The sequence below is a fragment of the Streptomyces dysideae genome (assembly GCF_001514305.1).
Taxonomy (GTDB): domain Bacteria; phylum Actinomycetota; class Actinomycetes; order Streptomycetales; family Streptomycetaceae; genus Streptomyces; species Streptomyces dysideae.
Genome location: NZ_KQ949082.1, coordinates 116081 through 137548 on the forward strand (window position 1 = coordinate 116081; position 21468 = coordinate 137548).

Here is a 21468-nt window from a genome sequence, read left to right on the forward strand (position 1 = left end):
TGAAGCGTAGGAAAGAAGGCATTTCCATATGACCAGCAACGAGACGCCCCGCGGCCCCGTCGACTCATCCCGTATCCCGCGGTACGCCGGCCCCGCGACCTTCGCCCGGCTGCCGAGACTCGACGAGGTGGGCCGCGCCGACGTCGCGGTGGTCGGCGTGCCGTTCGACTCGGGCGTCTCGTACCGGCCGGGCGCCCGCTTCGGCGGCAACGCGATCCGCGAGGCGTCCCGGCTGCTGCGCCCCTACAACCCCGCGCAGGACGCGTCCCCCTTCGCCCTCGCCCAGGTGGCGGACGGCGGCGACATCGCCGTGAACCCGTTCAACATCAACGAGGCCGTGGAGACCGTCGAGGCCGCCGCCGACGACCTGCTGGGCACGGGCGCCCGCCTGATGACCCTGGGCGGCGACCACACCATCGCGCTGCCGCTGCTGCGGTCCGTCGCGAAGAAGCACGGGCCGGTCGCGCTGCTCCACTTCGACGCGCACCTCGACACCTGGGACACGTACTTCGGCGCGGAGTACACGCACGGGACGCCGTTCCGGCGGGCGGTGGAGGAGGGCATCCTCGACACGTCGGCGCTGTCGCACGTCGGGACGCGGGGTCCGCTCTACGGCAGGCAGGACCTGACGGACGACGAGAAGATGGGCTTCGGCATCGTGACGTCGTCGGACGTCTACCGCCGGGGCGCGGACGAGGTGGCCGACCAGCTGCGCCAGCGCATCGGTGACCGCCCGCTGTACATCTCCATCGACATCGACTGCCTCGACCCCGCGCACGCGCCCGGTACCGGGACCCCGGAGGCGGGCGGCATGACGTCCCGCGAACTACTGGAGATCCTGCGCGGCCTGGCGTCCTGCAACCTGGTCTCGGCGGACGTCGTCGAGGTGGCCCCCGCGTACGATCACGCGGAGATCACGTCGGTGGCGGCATCCCACACGGCGTACGAACTGACCACCATCATGTCCCGCCAGATTGCAGAGGCCCGCGCGCAGTGACCCACGACCACGACCTGGTGCTCCGCCCCACCGCCGCCCAGACGGAGGCCGCACTCGATCCTCCCCCCGGCCGCACCGGCGGAGACCTGGTCGTGGAGACGCTGGCCGGCCTCGGCGCGACGACGGTCTTCGGGCTGCCCGGCCAGCACGCGCTGGGCATGTTCGACGCGCTGCGCCGCTCCGACCTCACGTATGTCGGCCTGCGGGTGGAGAACAACGCCGGGTTCGCGGCGGACGCGTACGGCCGGATCACGGGCGAGGCGGCACCGCTGCTCCTCTCGACGGGCCCGGGGGCGCTGACGTCACTGGCGGCGCTGCAGGAAGCGGTGGCGGCCTCGGCGCCGGTCCTGGCGATCAGCAGCCAGATCCCCACCGCAGGCCTGGGCGGCGGTCGCCACGGCTACCTCCACGAACTCCCCGACCAGGCGGCGTCGTTCCGGGGCGTGGTGAAGTCGGTCCACACGGTCCGGGCGCAGTCCCAGATCCCGTCGGCGATCGAGGCGGCGTGGAAGTCGGCGCTGACGGCTCCGCACGGGCCGGTGTGGGTGGAGATCCCGCAGGACGTGCTGCTGGCGGCGACATCGATACCCGTGGTCACAGGGGGCGACGCCTTTCCCGACGAACTGCCTCCGCGCCCCGAACTGACGGCGGTGGCCGCCGACTTGCTGTCCCGTGCCGCCCGCCCGGCGGTCATCGCGGGCGGGGGAGTGGTACGCGCGGACGCGAGCGGCAAGTTGAAGCAGCTGGCGGAGCGGCTCCAGGCGCCGGTCGTCACGACCCCCGGCGGCAAGGGCGCCTTCCCCTGGAAGCACCCCCTGTCCCTGCAGTCCTGGCTGGAGGACCGCCACACTACGGACTTCCTGGAGGACGCGGACGTACTCCTGGTAGTGGGTTCGGGCCTGGGTGAACTGTCCTCCAACTACCACACGTTCAAGCCGCGAGGCCGGGTCATCCAGATCGAGGCGGACCTCGGCAAGCTGGAGTCCAATCACCCTGCCCTGGGCATCCACGCGGACGCGCGCCTCGCGCTGCAGGCGTTGCTGGAGACGGTGGAGGAGCGGTCGGACGAAACGGCGAAGGCGCGGGTACGCGCGCTGCTGTCCCGCGTGTCCGAGCGCATCGCCGCCCAGGAACTCACCCTGGAACAGGGGGTGTTGGCATCCCTACGCAAGGCGCTCCCCGCCGACTCCCCGTCCTTCTGGGACATGACGATCCTGTCGTACTGGGCCTGGTCGGCCTTCGACGCCAAGGGCCCCAACCACATGCACTCCGCCCAGGGCGCGGGCGGTCTCGGCTACGCCTTCCCGGCGGCGCTCGGCGCGGCGGTGGCCGATCCGACGCGGCCGGTGCTGGCGGTGTCGGGCGACGGCGGCGCCCTGTACTCGATCGCCGAGCTGGCGACGGCCCGCCAGTACGACCTGAACGTCACCTGGCTGATCGTCGACGACGGCGGCTACGGCATCCTGCGCGAGTACATGACGGACGCGTTCGGGGCGACGACGGGGACCGAGCTGACGCGGCCGGACTATGTGGCGCTCGCGGAGTCCTTCGGGGTGCCGGGCGTGCGGACGACGCCGGAGACGCTGGCGGCGGACCTGGCGAAGGCGCTGGGAGTGGCCGGGCCTTCGGTGGTCGTACTGCCGGCGGTGTTGCGGATGTTCGCGGCGACGCACCTGGACGGCTGACGCTGCTTCGTGGTCGAGGGCCAGGACGACAGGCTGCGGCAACGCCCACGCGAGAACCGCGTTGACTGCGTCGGTCATGCCGATGGCATCGTGATCCGAATATTTCCGCATCAGTGATCCAGGCCGCTACGCCGGCCGCCGGGTAGCGGGTCGTCAGCACGACGGTGGGTCGCACGAACTCGCGCACACGACCGTACGGCGGCGCACCCCCGTACTTAGTTCTCCGGCCTGCGCCACCGCGAGCCGGAACCACCATCGCCGGACGACGGCACGTCATCGACGGGGTGTGCTTCCCCGCAGGACGACGTTCGTGGAGACCGGCACGATCCGCGAGGCGTGGTCGTCGGAGAGCGCGAGCTCCATCGCGTGGAGGCCGACCCGCCGCAGAGGGACGGTCACGGAGGTCAGCTCCGGGACGACGTCCACCGCCGGGCCGATGTCGTCGAAGCCGGCGACGGCGACGTCCTGGCCGGGGACCAGCCCGGCGTCCCGGAAGGCGGTCATCACGCCGATCGCCATGACGTCGTTGACGGCGAAGACGAGTTCTGTGCCGTCCAGTCCCCGCCGGACCAGCTCGCGGGCTGCCGCACTACCGCCTCGGCGGTTGAACTCGGCCTTGACCACGAACCGCTCCTCGATGTCGATGTTGAACTCGCCCAGGCCGTCCATGAAGCCATCGCACCGGTCACGGGAGGTCTTGAGCCCGACGTGCGCGCGCACCATCGCGAACCGTCGGTACCCAAGGCCCACCAGGGCACGGGCCAGCTGCCGCGCTCCGCCATAGTTGTCGATGCTGACGGTGTGGAACGGCAGGTCGTGCTGGCTGATCAGGACGACGCTGCCGCCTGCTTCCCGGTAGGCGTCGAGCTCTTGGGCGAGAGCGTCGCGGGTGCCGGGATCGTCGATGCGGCTGCCGGCCAGGATGATGGCGCGGGGCCGCATGCCGCGCAGCGTCCTGACGATCTGGAGTTCCCGCTCGGGGGAGCGGTCCGCGACCGCCATGGTCACGATGAGCCCGGCCGCCTCCGCCGCCTCGGTCACCCCGCCCGCGATGGAGGAGAAGTACGGGTCGTCGACACCGCTGACGACCAGCGCGGCGGTGTTCGTAGACCCCCGGGCGATCGCCTGGGCGGACAGGTGCGGCGTGTAGTCGAGTTCCGCGGCCGCGGCGAGTACACGGTCGACGTTCTCCTGCCGGACGTTCCGGATGCTGCCGTTGAGTACGCGCGACGCCGTCGCCTGCGAGACACCCGCCGCCCGTGCCACATCACGCAGGGTCGCCTGGCGCTCCCCGGATACGGTCTTCTGGCGCCGCCGCGGTGGCGCTGCCGACGCATCGTCCATGCCGCACATTGTGCACCGAGCTGCATGGTGCCTCGGCGGTGGCGGAGCGGTCACGGAGGGTCACTCCTCCCCTGTGGTCCGCTCACCCGCCTCGGAATGCGATTTCCGGACCTGAGGCCACCCCTATACCTGTTCCGTGGCCCCGCAACGGGGCGCCTGGCCCCCGGGTCCGGTATGGCTGTGTGCCCCCTGTCGTACGGATGACCTGGGGCGTGTTGCCGCCGGGCTTCGGGGCACCGCTTGACCGCTGATGTACGAACCCAGCACCCCACGCCTCACGATGGCGTCCCGCCGGGTGGTGTAGCCGATCAAGTCGCCGGAATCCGCAGGTCGGCGGCGGTGGCTCCGCACGACCGGTCGCTCAACTCGCCCCAGCAGGACACCTCGTGGACCGCTGGCTCGGCGAAGATCACCTGGAGCCTCGTACTGGAACGCCCAACGCTTGATCCCCTACACCACGACGCGGGACGCGACCCGCCTCACTCGACGAAGACACTGAGGCCCCCGCGCGCCGGGCATGAGCCCTGAAACGCGCATGCCTGGAGGAGCACCCGGGCCACCACACCGGGTCGACACGGCCACGTTCCGGCGACGACCCCACCCGGCCGTGTACGTCCCGCTGACGGGATCCCACTCGCCGTCCGCCCACCCGGGCCTCGCCCTCGGGTGCGGCGTCGGCCGCGAACACACCGACACGTCACTCTGCCGGGGAGTGCCTGCCCAAAGCTCCTCAGGCACCGTCGAGCCGCCGACACCGTCCGCGTCCCCGTCCCCGTCCGGCCACGGATATCCTCCGGTAGCGTCGACAGCAGCCATCTCTCGTGGTGCGGGAGGACGGGAGGGAACGGCACGATGCCCCATCCAGCCAGATCGACCGTCACCCTGCGCGACGTGGCGGAGGCCGCCGGCGTCTCGGTCGCGACCGCGTCACGCGTCCTGGGCGGCAGTTCCCGGACGGTCGCGCCCGAATATCATCAAAGGGTCCTCACCGCCGCCGCCGCGCTGCGCTACACCGCGGACGCCTCGGCCCGGGCGATGCGACGCGCGAACGACTCGATCGCGGTCGTCGCCGACGACCTCACGACCCCGTCGATGGGGATGGCCGCCGCGGCGATGGAACGGCAGGCACGCGACGCCGGGGCGTTCGTCACCGTCTCCTCGACCCACGGCACCGCCGAGCGCCAGCTGGAAACCGTCCGGCTGCAGCGTGCGCTCCGGCCGCGTGCGCTCATCCTGACCTCGAGCCGCCTTGCCGCGAACGCCCTGGGCGGGCGCCTGCTCGACGAGCTGCTCGGCTACGAACGTGAGGGCGGCCGGGTGGTGATCGTCGGCGACACAGACATGCCGTTCCACGCCATCGTCTTCGACAATCACGGTTCCGCGAAGGAACTCGCCACCCATGTCGCCGCGTCGGGCCACCGGCACGTGGCGATTCTCGCCGGGGCACGCGGGCGTGGGAACGTCTCCGCCCGCACCGCGGGCTTCGTGGCCGGGCTCCGTGAGAACGGCGTCGAGGAGCGGCACATCCGGATCTTGCACGGTGCGGTGAGCCGCCAGGGGGGATTCGACGCGGCGCGTCGGCTGCTCGCCGAGGGGCTCGAGCCGCCCCACGCGGTCCTTGCCGCCAACGACACCATCGCCATCGGTGCGATGTCCGCGTTCCGGGCTGCCGGGGTGGCGGTGCCGGCGGACGTCTCGGTGACCGGTTTCGACGACATCGAGCTCGCGACCGACGTGACACCGCGGCTGACGACCGTGTCGTTGCCGCTGGCCCAGGCAGGTGCCGAAGCGGTCCGCCTCGCACTCACGGCTCGTGCCGACGCCGCGCGTCTGATGATGCGCGGGCAGGTCGTGGTGCGCGACAGCACGGCGGTCCGCGCCGGCTGACCTGCTCCTGGTGCGGGCCCTCCACACCGCCGCCGGGTTCATCTGCTCGAAACCTTGACGCCCTCGATCACCGCTGGGCACACTGCGCGGAATGCGTTTTCCCAGTGCGACCTGAGGGGCATGCGTGAGGACTCCTGGCGAACTTCAGCCGTTGCGCGTCAGTGCCGACGACATGCCGCGCGCACGCGACAACAAGGCCGCCTTCGACCTCCCGCCGCTCTCGTGTACGGGTCTGTGCCCCAGCATGGTCGGGCCGTTCGTGGCGCCGCTGACGCCGGGGTTCACCGACCACCACCTGATCCGGCGGCCGGGGTGCGCCGAGCTCCCGGAGCCGCCTTCGAGCCCGGCTCCCGATGGGGCATATCGGGCCGAATCAGTCCTCATGTCGTCGCGTACCTGCACCCTTTCGTGTGTCCGACCCACGGACCCCATCCGCCCGCGCCCTGAGCCGTTACGCGATGTCTCGGCTGGAGGCGTCACGACGGGAGCCGGTACCGCCCAACCACAGAGGACAAGAAGAGGACAATGATTGCCAACCGAAGACTTGTGTCAAGAGCGACCGCAGCCGCACTCTGCGCGCTGGCCGTCGTGCTCGCGTCGATCGTGCTCATCCCCGCGCAGCGGGCTTACGCCGCAGGCAGCACGTACTACGTGAGCGCGAGCGGCAACGACAGCAACGCCGGAACCAGCAGCAGCGCGCCTTGGCGCTCGCTGAGCAAGGTGAACTCGACGACGTTCCAGCCCGGCGACACCATTCGCTTCGAGTCCGGTGACAGCTGGGTCGGGCAGCTGTGGCCGAAGGGGTCCGGCACCGACGGCGCCCCGATCGCCATCGACAGCTACGGAACGGGCGCCAAGCCGAAGATCGCCGGCCAGGGCACGGTCGCCGACGCGGTGCGGTTGCACAACCAGCAGTACTGGGAGATCCGCAACCTCGACGTGTCGAACGAGGTACCCACGGGGACGACAGACGGTTCGAAGCTCGGCGACTTCCGTGGCATCGGCGTGCACGGTGACAACGGCCAGACCCTGCGCCACTTCGTGATCGACTCGGTCGACGTGCACGACGTCACCGGCGAGATCAAGTGGATCGGCGGCAGCACTGCCGGCAACAAGCCGGGCATCACCTTCGCAACGGGCTGGGACCGCTCGAAGAACACCGGCGGCATCGCCTTCCTCACCGGCGTTCAGGACATCGCCGCGCCCGGCGCCCCCACGGTGCTCGACGACATCACGGTGGAGAACTCCACCATCAAGAACACATCGTTCGGCGGCATAGTCGTGAAGCAGTACGTCGGTGACGCACCCGGTGCCGTCGCGACGGGCTGGGGCAAGCGCGCCACGGCCGGCGACTCCAACTTCACCCCGCACACCAACGTCACGATCCGCGGCAACTACATCACGCAGGCGAACACCCCCTACGGTTGCAACGGCGTCTACCTCACCAACGTCCGGGGCGGACTCGTCGAAGGCAACGTGATCGACCGGGTCGGCGTCTCCGGCGTCGAGACCTTCATGGCCGACAGCGTCACCGTCCAGTACAACGAGGTCATGGGCACCCACCTCTCCTCGGGCGGTGCCGACCAGAACGGCCTGGACCCCGACATCGGCACCACCAACCAGGTGTTCCAGTACAACTACCTCCACGACAACGGCGACGGCATCCTGCTCTGCGCGTGCAACTCCACGTACAAGTTCGGCAGCGCGGTGATCCGCTACAACGTCATCACCGGCAGCACGCGGTGGAACATCCACATGTCGCAGCAGAGCGGCACGGTGGCGGAGATCTACAACAACGTCTTCGCCAACACCGATTCGTCGACCATGGTGACCGGCGGTGTCTCCGGCAAGGCGTGGTTCACCAACAACCTGTTCATCTCCGGAAATTCCGCACCTGAGTTCAGGCAGCAGTCGAGCATCGTCTACAACAACAACGGGTACTCGTCCAACCTGACCACTCGGCCCGCGTCCGACGTGAACGCCGTGGTCGGCGCTCCGCAGTTCGTGAATGACGCCGTCACGGGGCCCTACGGTGACGAGAACGGCCCGAGACTCGGCACGGCGGCGAACTTCGCGCTCCAGGCCGGATCGGTGTTCGCCGACGCCGGTGCCGGCGTCACCGGCAACGGCGGCCTCGACCTCGCCGGGACGCCGGTACCGACCGGGAGTGGTCCGGAGATCGGGGCCCTCGAACGCGGGGCGTCCGACATCGCGTTCACGGACTCGTTCGACGGCCTGGCGAGCGGCGCGCTCGCCGACGGTACGAACGGATGGCGGGTCGTCTCGACCAACAACGATGTCTCCGTGGTGGAGACGCCGTCCGCCTCCGACAAGAGCGTCCGTCTGACCCGCACCATCGAAGGCGGCGGCACCGACGGGACCAACCTCGCCCGGCTCTTCAGCACCCCGCTGCAGGGCGTGGTGACCATCGAGGCGCAGGTGATGCGCAATGACACGCAGGCGGGCTGGTTCGGGCTGCCCTACGTGTACAACTCCAGCGGCGCACCAGCCGTCAGCGTCGCGTTCGCGCGCGGCGAGATCCGCGCGTACGAGGGAAGTGCGAACCGTGTGATCGGTACGTACACGAATGGCCAGTGGTACCGGATCACGCTGGCCGTGGACACCGTGAACCAGCGCTTCGACCTGGACATCGACGGCCGGCGCGCGCTGAGCGACGCCGCGTTCCGCACCTCGATGCCGGAGATCGCGAAGGTGGCGTGGTACGCGAACGGCGGCGAGCGCGGGTCGGTGCACGTCGACGACGTGCGGGTCCGGCGCGGTGCCGGCTTCAGCAACGACGGCCACCGCAGGCTCGTGGCGCGGCATTCGGACAAGTGCGCCGACGTGACCAGCGCTTCGGCCGCCAACAACGCCCAGCTCATCCAGTACAGCTGCGGCAACGGGCAGAACCAGCAGTGGCAGCTGCGCGATGCCGGCAGCGGATACGTCCAGCTCGTGGCTCGGCATTCGGGCAAGTGTGCCGACGTGGCCAGCGCTTCGGCCGCCAACGGCGCCCAGCTCATCCAGTCCGACTGCGGCAACGGGCAGAGCCAGCAGTGGCAGCTGCGCGATGCCGGCAGCGGATACGTCCAGCTCGTGGCTCGGCATTCGGGCAAGTGCGCTGACGTGGCCAGCGCTTCGGCCGACAACGGCGCCCGGCTCATCCAGTACACCTGCGGCACCGGCCAGAACCAGCAGTGGAACATCAGTCCGCTGACATCCTGAGAGGAGATGCAGCTCTGCCGGGCCGTATCGGCCCGGCAGAGCTGCATCTTGCCGTACTCGTCAACGTGGTGACATCTGCTTCAGCTTTGCGCTGACCACCGGCACATAGAACGTGGTGATGCCCGCCATGTTGGGATGCGTTCCCGATCCGTCTGTGCCAGGGAAACCATTGACCAGATCGTCGAATGTGTATTTCGCCCGCTGGGCGTCATCGCGTGTGTCGAACGTGGTGTCCCCGAAAACGTCGGCAATGGCGACATCCCACTTTTGACAGGCCCGCAACGTCACCTCACGCAGCGCCACCTGAGTGTCCCAGTCCCTCGAACCGAGTTTGTGGGCGGCGACGTACACGATGCGGGCGGCCGGCCATTTCCGCTGCATCGTGTACAGCGTCTGCTCCAGCTCATCCGCGTAAGTGCCCACCGCGTAGCGCTGGTCCCTGAAGATCGACTGGGCGTCGTTGGTGCCGCCGTCAAGGAGGACAAAATCCGGCGCGATGTCAGTCGCCTCCTCGACCTGCGTGCGTATCTGTCCACCGGACGCATGTGGATCGACGCCAATAGTCGCGCCGTTCCGGGCGTACTTGGTAAGGGTCATGCTCTCGCGCTCGGCGACGAGATCCACGAAACTGCGCGGATACACGTGCCCGTGCACGATGCTGTCGCCGAAGGCATAGAGGCTTTTTCCTGCCAGCCCGTTACCCACGCCTATCTCCCTACAGCTCGCGATTTCTGACCTGATTTTAGTCCGAACATTGACCCGTTGGGCCAGAGGAACGTAAGTTCAGGAGCAGATAGTAAGCGCTTGCTGTCGCGAAATGGAGTGCTGACGAAACATGATCACAACCCACACCGGACTGCCCGGGGGTGTTGCCCTCTCGCATCTGTCGGTGTACGACTGGCCTGCCGCCGACGGGGCGTGCGGCGGCACCCCTCACATGCACCTCGCGTGCTCGGAGGCTTACGTCGTCACCGGCGGCCGTGGTGCCGTGCAGACGCTGACCGCATCCGGGTACGAGGTGACTCCCCTTCAGGCCGGTACCGTCGCCTGGTTCACACCCGGCACCATCCACCGGCTGGTCAACGAGAGCGATCTGCGGATCACCGTTCTGATGCAGAACAGCGGGTTGCCGGAAGCCGGGGACGCGGTCCTCACGCTGCCCCCGGAGTACCTGACCGATCCAGAGGCGTACGCACGCGCCACCGTCATCCCGGCCGACGCGCCCGAGGAGGAGAAGGAGCGCGTCGCCCGGGCCCGGCGCGACCTCGCCCTTGAGGGATACCGGGCCTTGCGCGAGGCCGAGGGGCCACAGGCCCTGGCCGCGTTCCACCGGGCCGCCGCCACGCTCGTACGGCCGCGCATCGCCGAGTGGCGCGAGCGGTGGCGACAGGGGGCCGAGGCCGCCGCGGCGGCAACCGCGGTGCAGCTCGACTCGCTTGAACGGGGGGAGTTCCCCCACCTCTCCGGTGCCGTCGTCCGGACGCAACAGCCCACGGCTCGCGGGAAGTTCGGCATGTGCGGGCGGCTTGACGTCTACCAGGACTGACGACGACAACGCGCACCCAGGAGCCCGTGACGGGAGCCTGCGCGGCCTGGTCGGGTGCCTGCCGTGCCGCCTCGCGGTTCGTAGCCGGCATCGGATTCCAGGTGATGGTCGGTCAGGGGGGCGGCGCCGGCCGAATCGGTCTCCGACGGCGACTGCTTGGAGGCCGTGGTACCCATAGTGAGCGCGTGACGGCTGGACCAGGTCAGGGCGGCCGTTGCGGTCAGGGCGAGGAGGGGGACGGTGAAACCGGCTCGTGCGCCGCCTGGACCATCGACGAGTCGTCCGACCACGGCGGCAGAGACGGCGACGCCCGCCGCGCTCGCGGAGTGCGTCCAGGTGAAGGCCTGGGTCAGGACCGACCGGTCCATGACCGACTCGATAAGCGTCGAGGAGACGATGATGCACGGAGCGACGCCCGCACCGGGAAGCAGGAGGGCAAGGCCGAGCTGCCAGGGGGTGCTGGCCAGGAGCGGCAGCAGCGATGCGCAGGCCAGAAAGGTCAGGATCAGGGGAAGTTGGGCCGCGGGCGGGGTGCGTCGGCGGTGTCGCCCGTAGGCCAGACCGGCCAGCAGGCTTGCCGCGCTCATCAGTCCGTACAGGAACCCGGCTGCCGCGGCGGCGTGGTGAGCGTCGGCGAAGGCGCTCACCGAGACCTGTATCGAGCCGAAGAAGACGCCCAGGGCCACATTGACCGCAACCAGCGTGGCGAAGTTCCGGGTCAGCAGAGTTCTCGTGCCCCGGGCGGCCGTACGATCCGGGGCGGGTGTTGCGGCGGGCGCCGGAGCCGTACGACGCAGCGCCGCGAAGACCAGTCCGGCGCCGACGACGAGCGCCCCCGCCAGCACCGTCCCCGCTGCCGGGTGCAACTGAGTTGCTGCCAGCACTGCGAGGGCGGGGCCGAGGAGGAAGGCGACATCGTTGCTGATCGTTTCGAGTGCGAAGGCCGGGGTGAGTTCGGCCCTGCCGTGCAGCAGGGCCGACCAGCGGGCCGCGGAGAGCGAACCGAACTGCGGGAGGGTCGCCCCGGCGGCGAGGCCGGCCGCCATCAGCGGCACTGCGGGCGCCCCCGTCAGGGCCAGCGCGACCAGGGCGGTGATCGCTCCGGCGTGGACGCAAAGGAGGGGGACGAGGATGCGCGGCTGTCCGAAACGGTCCATGAGACGGGCCGCCTGCGGGCCCACAAGGGTCTCCGCCACGGCGAACGAGCCAGTGACCAGGCCAGCTACCCCGAAGGACCCGGTCTCGGCATGGACCAGCCAGACGATACCGAGGCCGGCCATGGCCACTCCGACCCGGGCAGGAGCCGCAGCCAGGAAGAAGGCTGCCGCGCCGGGGGTCTGCAGGGCTGAACGGTAGGAGGCGGTTCCCGTCCGAGCCGGTACGGTACTGCGAAACCCTCGTGCGATACGGCGGAAATCCAGCGCGGTACGACAAAACCAGTGCCGCGGTGTCACAGTGAACCTTCCGCTGCGCGGTGGGACGGTCCGGGAGAACGACGCCCGTCGCGGGCACCGCCACCCGCCGCCAGGAGTCGTCCATGATGACGCAGACGGGACGGAATCGAAGTCCGCGTCGGCGTCGGCTCCAGCGCCGGCAGAAACGTTGAGTGCTGAGATCGAAGAGCGGATCGGGCGGAAAGACACACTAGCGGCGACGGGGGGCGGAGAGAAGACCGCCCCGGAGAAGTAGGTCGGCCCGTCCGGCGCAGCGGTCTCCTGCTCGACAGGCTCCCGCGCAGCAGTCCCGGACGGTTGGCCGCCCGGTTCCGTTCAGGGCGTCAGGACGCTCTCTCGTGCAGCGGCCCATCGCAGCGCGTCGTCGACTGCTTGGGCGAGGGCCGGCCTGGCCTGCCAGCCGAGCAGTTCACCTGCCGCTCCTATCTCGCCAGCTGAGAACGCATCAACCGTGCACCTCGGGGATGTCGGAGTCTGCGCAGCAGGTGAGGAACTTCCAGCGAGCGTGGCCGACTTGATGGCGGTCGGTGCCACTGCGGGCGCACGCGAGGAGGTGGCGGAGGTTCTCCTTGGCGATCCACGCCGTCAGCAGGGTCCGGCCGATCCTTCCCTCGCCCAGCAGTGCGTTCCACAGCGTGGCGAACTGTTCGTCGGTGAGGTCCTCTCGGTTGCGCAGCAGGCGCCGCCGGGCTTTCCGCTCCGGGTCACTGGCGCGTCCGCGCCGGCCGCGGGTCTTGGCGGTGGTGCGGCGCCTGACCGTGGACAGCATCTTCTTGGCGAGCTGGACGACGTGGAAGTGATCGACCACGACGGTGGCGTGCGGGAGGCCGGTGCAGAGGGCGGCGCGGTAGGTGGCCGACGTGTCGATGGCCACGTACTCGATGCTGTTTCTCCAGGCCGGCGAGGTGGTGGCGAGCCAGGCGGGCACATCGGCGACGGTGTGGCCCTCGACCTGGCCGAGCAGGCCGCCGGCGCTGAGCGCGTCGACGAACCCCGTGTGCCACCGATCGCGCGTCAGCATCCATTTGCCCGTGGCGGGGTCCTGTTCCCAGCGCGGCCGTCCGCGCCGTCGATGCCCAGCACCTTCACCTCGGGCAGCGGCGCCTGGGTGACCTCGTGTGCGGCGGTGCGGAAGGCGTCCATCTCGGTGGGCCAGGACAGGTGCAGGTCACGGGCGGCCTGGATGACGGTGGAGGCGGCGTCGCGTATCCGCCTCCCGGCGGCATCGCGCAGCCGCATGGTGATCCGCGCGCCGGCCGGTAGCTGCGGGATCTGCTCGGTGAAGGACCGGCGCGGGCAGCCGGGCTCCCGGCACCACCAGCGGCGTTTGTGCCGGCGGAACTCCAGCCCGCTCTCGCCGTACGGCAGATCGCGGGGCCGGGTCGTCGCGGAGCCCCTTCACCCGGGTGGCGAACACCCCGCACTCGGGGCAGGCCCGTGCCTGCTCATCGGCGGTGATCAGGTGCACCCGGCGGGTGCCGTCCTCCAGCCGCTCGACCCGCGCGACGGCCAGGCCGTCGAGGTCGAGCAGCAACGTCGTATCGTTGTCCGAGCCCGTGGTCCGGGTGATCGTTCTGCGTCGAGAACAGAAATGATCACTGATGGCCACGGGCATCCTGCTGCCAGGGCAAACTCCACCACCCGTGGCTCTCACGCAACGTGACAGCCAGCCAGTCCACTCGGGACGACACACCGCTCAAGTTCGAAGACCCGTTTACGGAGCAAGGCGGCTTCCAGGGGGCGGCTCGGCCGTCGACTCCCGCCAGATGATCCGGAACAGGGATACGTCGTTCGGCTCGGGCGCCGTGTTCGTCAGGCCCGCTATCAGCTTGGCCATGGCCTTGCTGCCGAGCCGTTCGAGATCCACGTCGACGGTGGTCAGGGAGGGGGTCATGAACTGCCCGACCCCGACGTTGTCCCAGCCGGTCACGCTGACGTCGCCGGGCACGTCCCAGCCGCGCTCCCGCGCGCCCCGGACGACGCCGGCGGCGACGAGGTCGTTGGCCGCGATCACCGCTGTCGGACGGGCATCGCTCGGGAGCGATCGGATCGCTTCGATGCCGGACTCGCCGGACCAGTCGCCGTCGAAGACACCGAGGGACTCGGCCCCGAGGCGTTCGACCGTGTCCAGGTAGCTCTGCCTGCGCGCCCTCGCCGAAGCGAAGTGTCCGTCGCCCGCCACATGAAAGAACCGGGAGTGGCCGAGCGCCACCAAGTGCTCGATCATCCGCACGATGGGCGTGGCGTCGGCGAGTTCCCCGATGCCGCGCATCTCGTCGTCGAAGTCGGCCGAGATCACCACGGTCGTCCTCTGGTGCAGCTTGTTCTCCATCGAGGGGAGCACGGGGGCGAGGGAGAGGATGCCCTCGTACTGTCCCGAGTCGGCGAGCTCCAGGAGGCGTTCACTCCTCGGCCGTACGCCGCCCCCTGCACTGACGACGTCCACGAAATACCCTGAGGCCTGTGCCGTCGCGCTGGCCCCCGCCAGCATGCGGGACGGGTTGAACGCCATGGCGGGCATGAGGATCGCCAGCCGGCCGGTCTTCTGCGTGCGCATGGACCGCGCCACCAGGTTGGGGCGGTAGTCCAGTTCACGGATCGCCTTCTCCACGCGCTCCAGGGTCGCCGGCTTGAGCCCGCCGTTGAACCGCAGATACCGCGACACCGTCTGGGGCGACACCTCGGCGAGTCGCGCCACATCGGTGATCGTCGGTCGTCGTCGCGCCGTGTCAGCGCCGTCCATCCGCTTCTCCCACCCGTCCGTCAACGTTGCGGAACTCAGAGCCTACACGCTATTGACGCAAAAAGTGATCGTTCACTATAGTCCTCGCAACCCAAAGAGTGAACGATCACTTTTTGGTCACGCGGGGCCCGGGGCGGGCCCGCACCACTGTGTTTCCGATGCCGCCGCTCAAGGGAGCAGTGCCGTGAGCTCCATCAACGAACTACGCCGGCTGCGCGGGTCCCAACGGGGCGCGCGACAGCAGAACAAGGCGGCGTTCTTCTTCCTACTGCCCTGGTTCGCCGGGCTCTTCGGGATCACGCTCGGCCCGATGCTGGCCTCGCTGTACCTCAGCTTCACCAAGTACAACCTGCTGCAGCCGCCGCAGTTCAGCGGACTGGACAACTGGACGCGAATGCTCCACGACGAGCGGCTGCACAAGTCGCTCGGTCGGCCGGGTGCTCGCTCTGGCCGGAGACCGCCCAGTACATGAACACGGTGACGCCGGGTGAGTCGCCGGTCGTGACCCCCAACGGCGGAAGTGGCATCGAACCGGCGCTGCAGCGCTACAGCCAGGAGGTCTACTTCAAGAAGACCTCGCCGGAAGCCGCCGCGGAGGCCTTCATCAAGGAGCTCCAGCGCGAGATCGACGCGGCCAAGTGACCCCGTCCCCGGGGGCCGTCGCCGCTGCCCACGGCCCCCGGGGAGCCCCGCCAAAGAGCGGGTCGGAAACCAAGAGAGAGTAACCACCCATGCCCAGCTCCCGGCCGCCGTACCGCGTGGCCATCATCGGCACCGGCGGAATCGCCCATGCCCATGCCGAAGCCCTCACCCACCTCTCCGAACGCGCCCGCCTGGTCGCTGTCGCCGACGTCGACCCCACCCGCGCCGCCGAGTTCGCCGACCGATTCTCCGTGCCGCACGTCTTCAGCGACCCGCAGGCCCTGCTGGAGAGCGGGAAGCTCGACCTCGTGCACATCTGCACGCCACCGCAGACCCACGCCCCCCTGGCTTCCCTGGCGATGCGGGCAGGCGTCACCGCCCTGGTGGAGAAGCCGACGGCACTGAGCCTGCGCGAGATGGACGAACTGGCCGAGGTGCAGGAGCAGACCGGCTCCAGGGTCCTGACCGTCTTCCAGCACCGCTATGGCGCGGCGGCCGTACGCCTGCGCCGGCTGGCCACGGCCGGCGTACTGGGCCGGCCGCTGGTCGCCACGTGCGAGACCCTGTGGTACCGGTCGGACGAGTACTTCGACGTGCCGTGGCGGGGACGCTGGGACGTCGAGGGAGGCGGCCCCACCATGGGACACGGTATCCATCAGTTCGACCTGATGCTGTCGGTCCTCGGCCCCTGGTCCGTGATCACCGCGCTCGCCGACCGCCAGGCCCGGCCCACGGACACCGAGGACGTCTCGGTCGCCGCCGTGCGCTTCGACAACGGAGCCCTCGCCACGGTGGTCAACTCCCTGCTGTCCCCCCGGGAGACGTCGCGGCTGCGCTTCGACTTCGAGTACGCCACGGTCGAAGTCGAGCACCTCTACGGCTACCGCGAGGAGCACTGGCGGTTCACGCCCGCCCCCGGCCATGAGGAGCTCGCGGCCCTGTGGGCCGACGGCGACGAGCCGGACATCATGAGCGGCCACAGGCTCCAGATCGAGGCCGTGTTCGACGCCTGGGACACCGGTCAGGAACCCGGTGTCTCCCTGCCGGACGCGCGCCGCACCCTGGAGTTCGCGGCGGCGACGTACGCCTCGGCGTTCCGCGGAGTCCGTGTCGCCGCGGGGGAACTGGAGGGCGACGACCCGTTCACGCTCAGCATGGACGGCGGCGCCGTGCCGTGGGATCGGGTCAAGGAGGCCCTGGTATGAACGCTCTTGACATCAGCCACGACGTCGGTGCCACGGTCACGGTCCGCGACGGCGGCACCGAGCTGTTCCGCTACGTGTACCACCCGGACACCGTCCAGCTGGAATCGCCCAAGCCCTACATCCACCCCCTGCGCACCCGGGCCGGCAAGGTGGTCAGCCTGTTCCGGCCCCACGACCACGTGTGGCACAAGGGCATCGCATGGTCCCTGCCCCACGTCGGCGAGGAGAACTTCTGGGGCGGCCCCACGTACGTCCACGGGCGCTTCTACGTCCAGCTGGAGAACAACGGGACCCAGGCCCACCGCGGGGTCGTCACCCTGAACCGGGCCGACGGTACGGCGACGTTCACCCACGACCTGGACTGGATCACCCAGTCCGGCAAGCTGTTCTTCACGGAACGCAGGACGCTGCGGGCGAGCCTGGTCTCCCCGCACGCCTGGGCGTTGACGTTCGAGACGCAGATGACGAACGTCTCCGGAACGGACGTCGCCATGGGATCGCCGACCACCAAGGGACGGGAGAACGCCGGCTACGGCGGTCTGTTCTGGCGGGGCCCGCGATCGTTCACCGGGGGGCAGTTCGTGACCGAGGAAGGCATGGGCGGCGACGAGGTCCGCGGGCGGCGCCTGCCGTGGATGGCTTTCGCGGGCCGCCACGACGAGACGGACGCACAGTCGCTGGTGCTCATGGTCGACGACGCGGCCAACCCGAACCACCCGCCCCAGTGGTTCGCCCGGACAGAGGAGTTCGCCTGCCTCAACCCGGCACCGTTCTTCAGCGAGGAGCTGACCGTCGAGGCCGGCGCCACCGTGCGGTTCCGCTACGGCGTGGGCATCGCCGACGCCGACGCGAGCGCGGCTCCCGCACTCGCGGACGCGGTGCGCGAGGTGCTCGCGCGATCCGACACGATCACCGCTGCCGGCGAACCCGCATGAATGCCCGGGAGCCCGGATCGGCCTAGGTTGACGGGGCGGTGTGGCCCGCTGGTTTGAACTCACCGGCTGTTGCCGGCGAGTTCAAACCAGCCACAGCTGTCTACCAGATCGCCTCGACCCACTCCGGGTGGTCGATGAACGGGTTCCGGTTGCCCTGGTAGTTGGTGTAGATGAGCTGGTTGCGGCGCTCCTCGAAGGCGTCCGGCGGGTCCTCGTCGTTCCACTGCTTCAGGACCGAGAGGCGGCCGTGGTACGGGGCGCTGCCGTTGCTCACCGAGTCGTTGGGCTCCAGGTCGGCCCAGCTGTCGTCGCCCTCGTAGCGGACGGCCATGTAGAGGATCATGCGGGCCACGTCGCCCTTGACGGCGTCACGGGGCTCGAAGGAGTTCGAGTCGGTGAGGCTGCCGCCGGAGTTGGTGAAACTGCTGCCGCCGTTGTCGAAGTCCTTGTTGCCGCGGATGGAGTTGACCTGCACGTCCTCCGGGCGGAGGTGGTGGAGGTCGGTGCCGGGGCCGGTCGCGGTGCCGAAGTCGCCGTGGGACTTCGCCCACACGTGCTCGCGGTTCCAGTCGCCGCTGTCGCCGCCGTTGAGGGACTTGCTGCGCGAGATGCCCGAGTACAGCAGCTTCACGTTGTTGCTGTTGTTCGGGTCCTGGTCCGTGACCTTCAGGGCTCCCCAGACCGCCGAGTACGACAGCTTCGTCTGGGGGCTGATGATCGTGTGCAGGGAGGACTTGAGGCTGGTGCCCGTCTTGCCGATCGCGTTCTTGTAGTACGTCGAGTCGTACGCGGTCGTGGTGGCGGCTGCCGGAGTCGCGGTCAGGGCCGGAGCGGTGAGGCCGACCAGGACGGTGGCGGTGGCCAGAGCCACCGACTTCCAGCGGCGTATGTGTGTCGCCGGCATGTGGGGTGTCCCATCTACGCGTGTTGAATGGAGGCGGCAAACGGGAGAGTGACATGGACACGTGGGTGTGTCCATGGCTTGTACGTGTCCATCAGGTGACGGGAACCGGCAAATTGCCCCTTGTCTACGCGAGTTGACAGCGTCTGGCATGCCAAACGGCCCCCGACCGGGCTTGAGTTCTAGTGGTCGAGGGTCGTTCCGCTGCCTGGGGGCTGGTCGGCGTCAGCTGACGTCCGACGGGTCCAGACGGTAGATCGTCGACGTCTCAGATGTGTCAGATGCGTCCGACGTCGCGCTCTTGCTGTACTCGCTCGCCTTCAACGCCGTCCCGTTCTTCTGCACCCACTCCGTCACCTCGGTGCTGAGGTTCGAACCGCCGCCGGGGCCGCCGCCCATGCCGCCGCCGGAACCGACCTGGACGTAGTGCAGTTCGCCGTCTTTCACCAGCTCCTTGAGCTTGGCCAGCGTCATCGCCTTGTCGCTGCCGGACCAGCCCCACATGGAGATGACGGGCTCGCCGCTGCCACTTGGGCCGTCCTGGTGCTCCTTCAGGCAGGCGATGAGCTCGGTGCTCGCGCCGCCTCCGCCCATACCGCCACCGAAGCCGATCGGTCCGGGGTACATACCTCTGAGCGCGGGCCGGTGCCGTTCGGCTGCGACGTGGCACTCTTTCACGCCAACAGCCTGCTCGTTCCGGCCGTAGCCGCCCGCATCCGCGAGGAGTTCGCGCTGCTTCAAGCCCTAGCCAGCCCGTGGCTGGTGCCCCGAGCTTGCGCTCCACCTTGTTGCTCGCGCGGAAGCTCTCACCCGTGTTTGCCCGCCCGTCCCCCTGCACTCTCAGGTTGTCGTCGGCTCAGGGCTGTGACTCTTTGACGGCTGTGACGAAGGCCGACCAGTTGGCGGCGGAGAAGATCAGTGCCGGGCCGTGCGGGGTCTTGGAGTCGCGGACGGGGACGCCGGAGGGGTGGTCGTCGAGGACTTCGAGACAGCTGCCGGCTTCGCTGTTGCTGTAGGACGACTTGCGCCAGCCACTCAGTGTGGCAGCGTTTGAGATGGTTCGGTCAGTCATGGTGTCCGTAGTCCTTCGCTGTTGCCCTCAGCAGGGCCAGTGACTCCTTCAACGGCAGTGCGTCGCTCAGCGCAAGATCGTATCGACTCTGCAACTCGTGGACCACGGATGGGGAGTCGTGCACCTTCCCCAGCCGCATCCCCTCGGTGTACGCCAGAGGTGGCTGGTCCTCGAACCACAGCAGCGTGAGCATGCTCTCCATCATTGGATGAGTGTCCACACCAAACGGCAACACATGTGCGCGGATGCGTCCAGTCTCGGTGAGATGAACGACGTGCATGATCTGCTCCGCCATGACGTCTGCGCCGGCCGCAGGGCGTCGCAGCATCGTCTCGTCCAGCAGCGCCCACACCACGGGAGTCACCGGGTCTTCGAGAATCCTCGCGCGCTCAAGGCGTGTGACGACGCGCCTGTCACGCTCCTCCTCGCTCACCGGAGGGAACGCCGAGCCCAGGACCGCACTTGCGTACCCTCTCGTCTGGAGGATGCCCGGGAAGTACGTCAGGCCGAACTCGCGGATTATCACCGCCTGTTGTTCGAGTACGAGCATCGCCTCGAAGTAGTCGGCGGTCGCCACGTCGTCGTCCTGTGGCAGGAAACTGCTCAGCACATTCCCCGTGTTCAGCGCCCTGTCCAGCCGCCGAGCGTCCTCCTTCGACGGCACCCTGCGCCCCGCCTCGATGTGCGCGATATGCGAACGCGTCATGATCGCCCGGTCGGCCAGCTGCTGCTGCGTCAGCCCCGCCGTCTCGCGCTGCTGCCTCAGCCAGTCACCGTAAGTGTTGCTCATGGCCAACTTCCTTGCGACGAATGCCTGGTCACACGCAACCCTCTGGCGAGCCTAGACCGAGGCATCTCACTCTGTGAGTGGATCGCTACACAACGCGACACATCGAGTGGAACAGGAACGGAGTTCACGACATGCGTCACCGCATCGCCCGCCTTTTCGAGCCGCTGCTGCGGTTCCTGCGCCGCCCCGGCCGGTATTCGTGCCGTTGCAACACCGCGTACGCCGAAACCCCGTTGGTGAACGGGCCGACCGTTCACCACACAGGTTCTCGCCCACTCCAGGCGACGCCTCCGGTCGCCGTATTCGGGATCGGTATCGGGTCGTACGGCATCCCCGCAGCGGTCGTTGTGAAGGGCGCCAGGTGACGGGAAGCATGAACCAGATGAACGGCGTGGGCGGCGCACGACTCCTGCCCTGGACGGGGTCGGGAGGCCAGCCCTGCTACCTGGTAACCGACGGGACCGGGTACCTCTCCCGGGTCGCCGACGACATCGAGAGCGTGCAGCTCGGTATGGCCGGCGAACTACTCGACCACGCAGCCGACATGCTCGCCGACCACAAGGTCACCCTCGCCCAACTCCACTTCCTGGCAGCCCGCATGAGCGAGGCGCTGCGCGACGTTCACCGCATCGCGGAGAGCCGTGGCGCCCGCCTCGCCACACCCGCCTACGACAGCCCTGATGGCATCGACGGAGTCTGAGTCGCCCGCCCTCGTCAGCGCGTGAGGTCGAAAACGGGAACCCCGCGCCCCTCGTACGCCTTCGGGGCGACAGTGGCGACCAGTGCGTCCGCGCCCCACTCGGGGAGGTGGCGTACGGCGTGGACGGTGGCCGCGATCCCGGGCGGAACGCCGTCTCTGCGCAACTGGGCGACGGCGAGCGCCGCCGGATAGTCGAGGTCGACGGTGTGGACGACGTCGAGCTGGCCGATGTGCTCGGCGATCCCCAGGTGTTCCGCGCCGGCCTCAAGGATCGACAGGACCGGTGCCCACAGCCGGGTCTCGGGCTCGAAATGCGCCCGGTGGATCAGTGCGGACACCTGA

At 69.1% G+C, this 21468-nt stretch carries 20 protein-coding genes and 1 pseudogene; 10 read left to right on the forward strand and 11 right to left on the reverse strand.

The genetic code is table 11. The features are described from left to right. Nucleotides 1–28: 28 nt before the first annotated feature. Complete coding sequence (gene speB / locus AQJ91_RS15500) at nt 29–997, forward strand: agmatinase (protein ID WP_067021340.1); 969 nt, start codon at nt 29–31, stop codon at nt 995–997. Then, complete coding sequence (locus tag AQJ91_RS15505) at nt 994–2682, forward strand: thiamine pyrophosphate-binding protein (RefSeq protein ID WP_067021342.1); 1689 nt, start codon at nt 994–996, stop codon at nt 2680–2682. The genes speB and AQJ91_RS15505 overlap by 4 nt, the downstream gene beginning before the upstream one ends. A gap of 273 nt (nt 2683–2955) precedes the next feature. Here AQJ91_RS15505 and AQJ91_RS15510 read toward each other — a convergent pair whose 3' ends face one another. Continuing rightward, nucleotides 2956–4026 carry a LacI family DNA-binding transcriptional regulator gene (locus AQJ91_RS15510; RefSeq protein WP_079084936.1) on the reverse strand — a complete coding sequence of 357 codons (1071 nt, stop codon included), beginning with the start codon at nt 4024–4026 and terminating at the stop codon, nt 2956–2958. Nucleotides 4027–4878: 852 nt separating this feature from the next. Here AQJ91_RS15510 and AQJ91_RS15515 point away from each other — a divergent pair. Together AQJ91_RS15515 and AQJ91_RS55590 are read left to right on the forward strand one after the other, a co-directional pair. Then, complete coding sequence (locus AQJ91_RS15515; protein ID WP_067021345.1) at nt 4879–5913, forward strand: LacI family DNA-binding transcriptional regulator; 1035 nt, start codon at nt 4879–4881, stop codon at nt 5911–5913. Between the two features lie 546 nt (nt 5914–6459). Then, the gene (locus AQJ91_RS55590) at nt 6460–9138 is read left to right on the forward strand and encodes an RICIN domain-containing protein (protein ID WP_067021347.1); all 2679 of its coding nucleotides are present in this window, start codon (nt 6460–6462) and stop codon (nt 9136–9138) included. Nucleotides 9139–9198: 60 nt separating this feature from the next. Here AQJ91_RS55590 and AQJ91_RS15525 read toward each other — a convergent pair whose 3' ends face one another. Further along, nucleotides 9199–9843: an SGNH/GDSL hydrolase family protein gene (locus tag AQJ91_RS15525; protein ID WP_067021349.1), complete on the reverse strand. Its 645-nt coding sequence runs from the start codon at nt 9841–9843 to the stop codon at nt 9199–9201. A gap of 130 nt (nt 9844–9973) precedes the next feature. On the opposite strand from AQJ91_RS15525, the gene AQJ91_RS15530 reads away from it, so the two are divergent. Further along, nucleotides 9974–10684, forward strand: a complete 711-nt coding sequence (locus tag AQJ91_RS15530) for a cupin domain-containing protein (protein ID WP_067021351.1) — start codon at nt 9974–9976, stop codon at nt 10682–10684. Here AQJ91_RS15530 and AQJ91_RS15535 read toward each other — a convergent pair. From AQJ91_RS15535 to AQJ91_RS15550, 4 genes are all read right to left on the reverse strand, one after another. Further along, nucleotides 10672–12105 carry an MFS transporter gene (locus tag AQJ91_RS15535; protein ID WP_324618006.1) on the reverse strand — a complete coding sequence of 478 codons (1434 nt, stop codon included), beginning with the start codon at nt 12103–12105 and terminating at the stop codon, nt 10672–10674. The genes AQJ91_RS15530 and AQJ91_RS15535 overlap by 13 nt on opposite strands. Before the next feature lie 478 nt (nt 12106–12583). Continuing rightward, nucleotides 12584–13159: a transposase gene (locus tag AQJ91_RS15540; protein ID WP_067021355.1), complete on the reverse strand. Its 576-nt coding sequence runs from the start codon at nt 13157–13159 to the stop codon at nt 12584–12586. Further along, on the reverse strand, nt 13153–13506 hold the full coding sequence (locus AQJ91_RS15545; RefSeq protein WP_324618007.1) for a helix-turn-helix domain-containing protein: 354 nt from the start codon (nt 13504–13506) through the stop codon (nt 13153–13155). Before AQJ91_RS15545 ends, AQJ91_RS15540 begins: the two co-directional genes overlap by 7 nt. Nucleotides 13507–13852: 346 nt before the next feature. Continuing rightward, on the reverse strand, nt 13853–14881 hold the full coding sequence (locus AQJ91_RS15550) for a LacI family DNA-binding transcriptional regulator (RefSeq protein ID WP_067021359.1): 1029 nt from the start codon (nt 14879–14881) through the stop codon (nt 13853–13855). A gap of 184 nt (nt 14882–15065) precedes the next feature. Between AQJ91_RS15550 and AQJ91_RS15555 the strand changes: the two genes are divergently transcribed. The 4 genes from AQJ91_RS15555 (at nt 15066) to AQJ91_RS15565 (ending at nt 17663) form a co-directional block, all read left to right on the forward strand. Further along, nucleotides 15066–15353 (forward strand): carbohydrate ABC transporter permease, encoded by a 288-nt coding sequence (locus AQJ91_RS15555; RefSeq protein ID WP_067021361.1) that lies wholly within the window; start codon nt 15066–15068, stop codon nt 15351–15353. Continuing rightward, entirely contained in the window at nt 15350–15523 is a 174-nt protein-coding gene (locus tag AQJ91_RS53580) for a hypothetical protein (protein ID WP_159054566.1), read from the forward strand. Before AQJ91_RS15555 ends, AQJ91_RS53580 begins: the two co-directional genes overlap by 4 nt. An 89-nt stretch (nt 15524–15612) precedes the next feature. Further along, nucleotides 15613–16728 carry a Gfo/Idh/MocA family protein gene (locus AQJ91_RS15560; RefSeq protein ID WP_067021363.1) on the forward strand — a complete coding sequence of 372 codons (1116 nt, stop codon included), beginning with the start codon at nt 15613–15615 and terminating at the stop codon, nt 16726–16728. Continuing rightward, a complete protein-coding gene (locus tag AQJ91_RS15565; protein ID WP_067021365.1) occupies nt 16725–17663 on the forward strand; it encodes a DUF6807 domain-containing protein in 939 nt (312 codons plus the stop codon). The genes AQJ91_RS15560 and AQJ91_RS15565 overlap by 4 nt, the downstream gene beginning before the upstream one ends. A gap of 100 nt (nt 17664–17763) precedes the next feature. Here the strand turns inward: AQJ91_RS15565 and AQJ91_RS15570 are convergent, their stop codons facing one another. From AQJ91_RS15570 to AQJ91_RS15585, 4 genes and pseudogenes are all read right to left on the reverse strand, one after another. Continuing rightward, nucleotides 17764–18567 carry an endonuclease I family protein gene (locus AQJ91_RS15570; RefSeq protein ID WP_067021367.1) on the reverse strand — a complete coding sequence of 268 codons (804 nt, stop codon included), beginning with the start codon at nt 18565–18567 and terminating at the stop codon, nt 17764–17766. A 222-nt stretch (nt 18568–18789) separates the two neighbouring features. Next, nucleotides 18790–19173 (reverse strand): annotated as a pseudogene (locus AQJ91_RS15575) (mannosyltransferase YkcB-related protein); the annotation flags it as partial. Between the two features lie 247 nt (nt 19174–19420). After that, nucleotides 19421–19636 carry a DUF397 domain-containing protein gene (locus AQJ91_RS15580; protein WP_067021371.1) on the reverse strand — a complete coding sequence of 72 codons (216 nt, stop codon included), beginning with the start codon at nt 19634–19636 and terminating at the stop codon, nt 19421–19423. Continuing rightward, complete coding sequence (locus AQJ91_RS15585) at nt 19629–20426, reverse strand: helix-turn-helix domain-containing protein (RefSeq protein WP_067021373.1); 798 nt, start codon at nt 20424–20426, stop codon at nt 19629–19631. The genes AQJ91_RS15580 and AQJ91_RS15585 overlap by 8 nt, the downstream gene beginning before the upstream one ends. A 373-nt stretch (nt 20427–20799) precedes the next feature. Here AQJ91_RS15585 and AQJ91_RS15590 point away from each other — a divergent pair, with 373 nt between their 5' ends. Beyond that, nucleotides 20800–21126 carry a hypothetical protein gene (locus AQJ91_RS15590; RefSeq protein WP_407696862.1) on the forward strand — a complete coding sequence of 109 codons (327 nt, stop codon included), beginning with the start codon at nt 20800–20802 and terminating at the stop codon, nt 21124–21126. 14 nt (nt 21127–21140) lie between these two features. Here the strand turns inward: AQJ91_RS15590 and AQJ91_RS15595 are convergent, their stop codons facing one another. Continuing rightward, on the reverse strand, nt 21141–21464 hold the full coding sequence (locus AQJ91_RS15595) for a PIN domain-containing protein (RefSeq protein ID WP_234382286.1): 324 nt from the start codon (nt 21462–21464) through the stop codon (nt 21141–21143). Nucleotides 21465–21468: the final 4 nt, after the last annotated feature.

What these genes read in the sequence shown, in the direction of transcription:
- speB (WP_067021340.1), top strand. Translation starts at nt 29, where the DNA reads ATGACCAGCAACGAGACGCCCCGCGGCCCCGTCGACTCATCCCGTATC.
- AQJ91_RS15510 (WP_079084936.1), bottom strand. Translation starts at nt 4,026, where the DNA reads ATGGACGATGCGTCGGCAGCGCCACCGCGGCGGCGCCAGAAGACCGTA.
- AQJ91_RS15515 (WP_067021345.1), top strand. Translation starts at nt 4,879, where the DNA reads ATGCCCCATCCAGCCAGATCGACCGTCACCCTGCGCGACGTGGCGGAG.
- AQJ91_RS15530 (WP_067021351.1), top strand. Translation starts at nt 9,974, where the DNA reads ATGATCACAACCCACACCGGACTGCCCGGGGGTGTTGCCCTCTCGCAT.
- AQJ91_RS15540 (WP_067021355.1), bottom strand. Translation starts at nt 13,159, where the DNA reads ATGCTGACGCGCGATCGGTGGCACACGGGGTTCGTCGACGCGCTCAGC.
- AQJ91_RS15550 (WP_067021359.1), bottom strand. Translation starts at nt 14,881, where the DNA reads ATGGACGGCGCTGACACGGCGCGACGACGACCGACGATCACCGATGTG.
- AQJ91_RS53580 (WP_159054566.1), top strand. Translation starts at nt 15,350, where the DNA reads ATGAACACGGTGACGCCGGGTGAGTCGCCGGTCGTGACCCCCAACGGC.
- AQJ91_RS15560 (WP_067021363.1), top strand. Translation starts at nt 15,613, where the DNA reads ATGCCCAGCTCCCGGCCGCCGTACCGCGTGGCCATCATCGGCACCGGC.
- AQJ91_RS15565 (WP_067021365.1), top strand. Translation starts at nt 16,725, where the DNA reads ATGAACGCTCTTGACATCAGCCACGACGTCGGTGCCACGGTCACGGTC.
- AQJ91_RS15570 (WP_067021367.1), bottom strand. Translation starts at nt 18,567, where the DNA reads ATGCCGGCGACACACATACGCCGCTGGAAGTCGGTGGCTCTGGCCACC.
- AQJ91_RS15580 (WP_067021371.1), bottom strand. Translation starts at nt 19,636, where the DNA reads ATGACTGACCGAACCATCTCAAACGCTGCCACACTGAGTGGCTGGCGC.
- AQJ91_RS15585 (WP_067021373.1), bottom strand. Translation starts at nt 20,426, where the DNA reads ATGAGCAACACTTACGGTGACTGGCTGAGGCAGCAGCGCGAGACGGCG.
- AQJ91_RS15590 (WP_407696862.1), top strand. Translation starts at nt 20,800, where the DNA reads ATGAACCAGATGAACGGCGTGGGCGGCGCACGACTCCTGCCCTGGACG.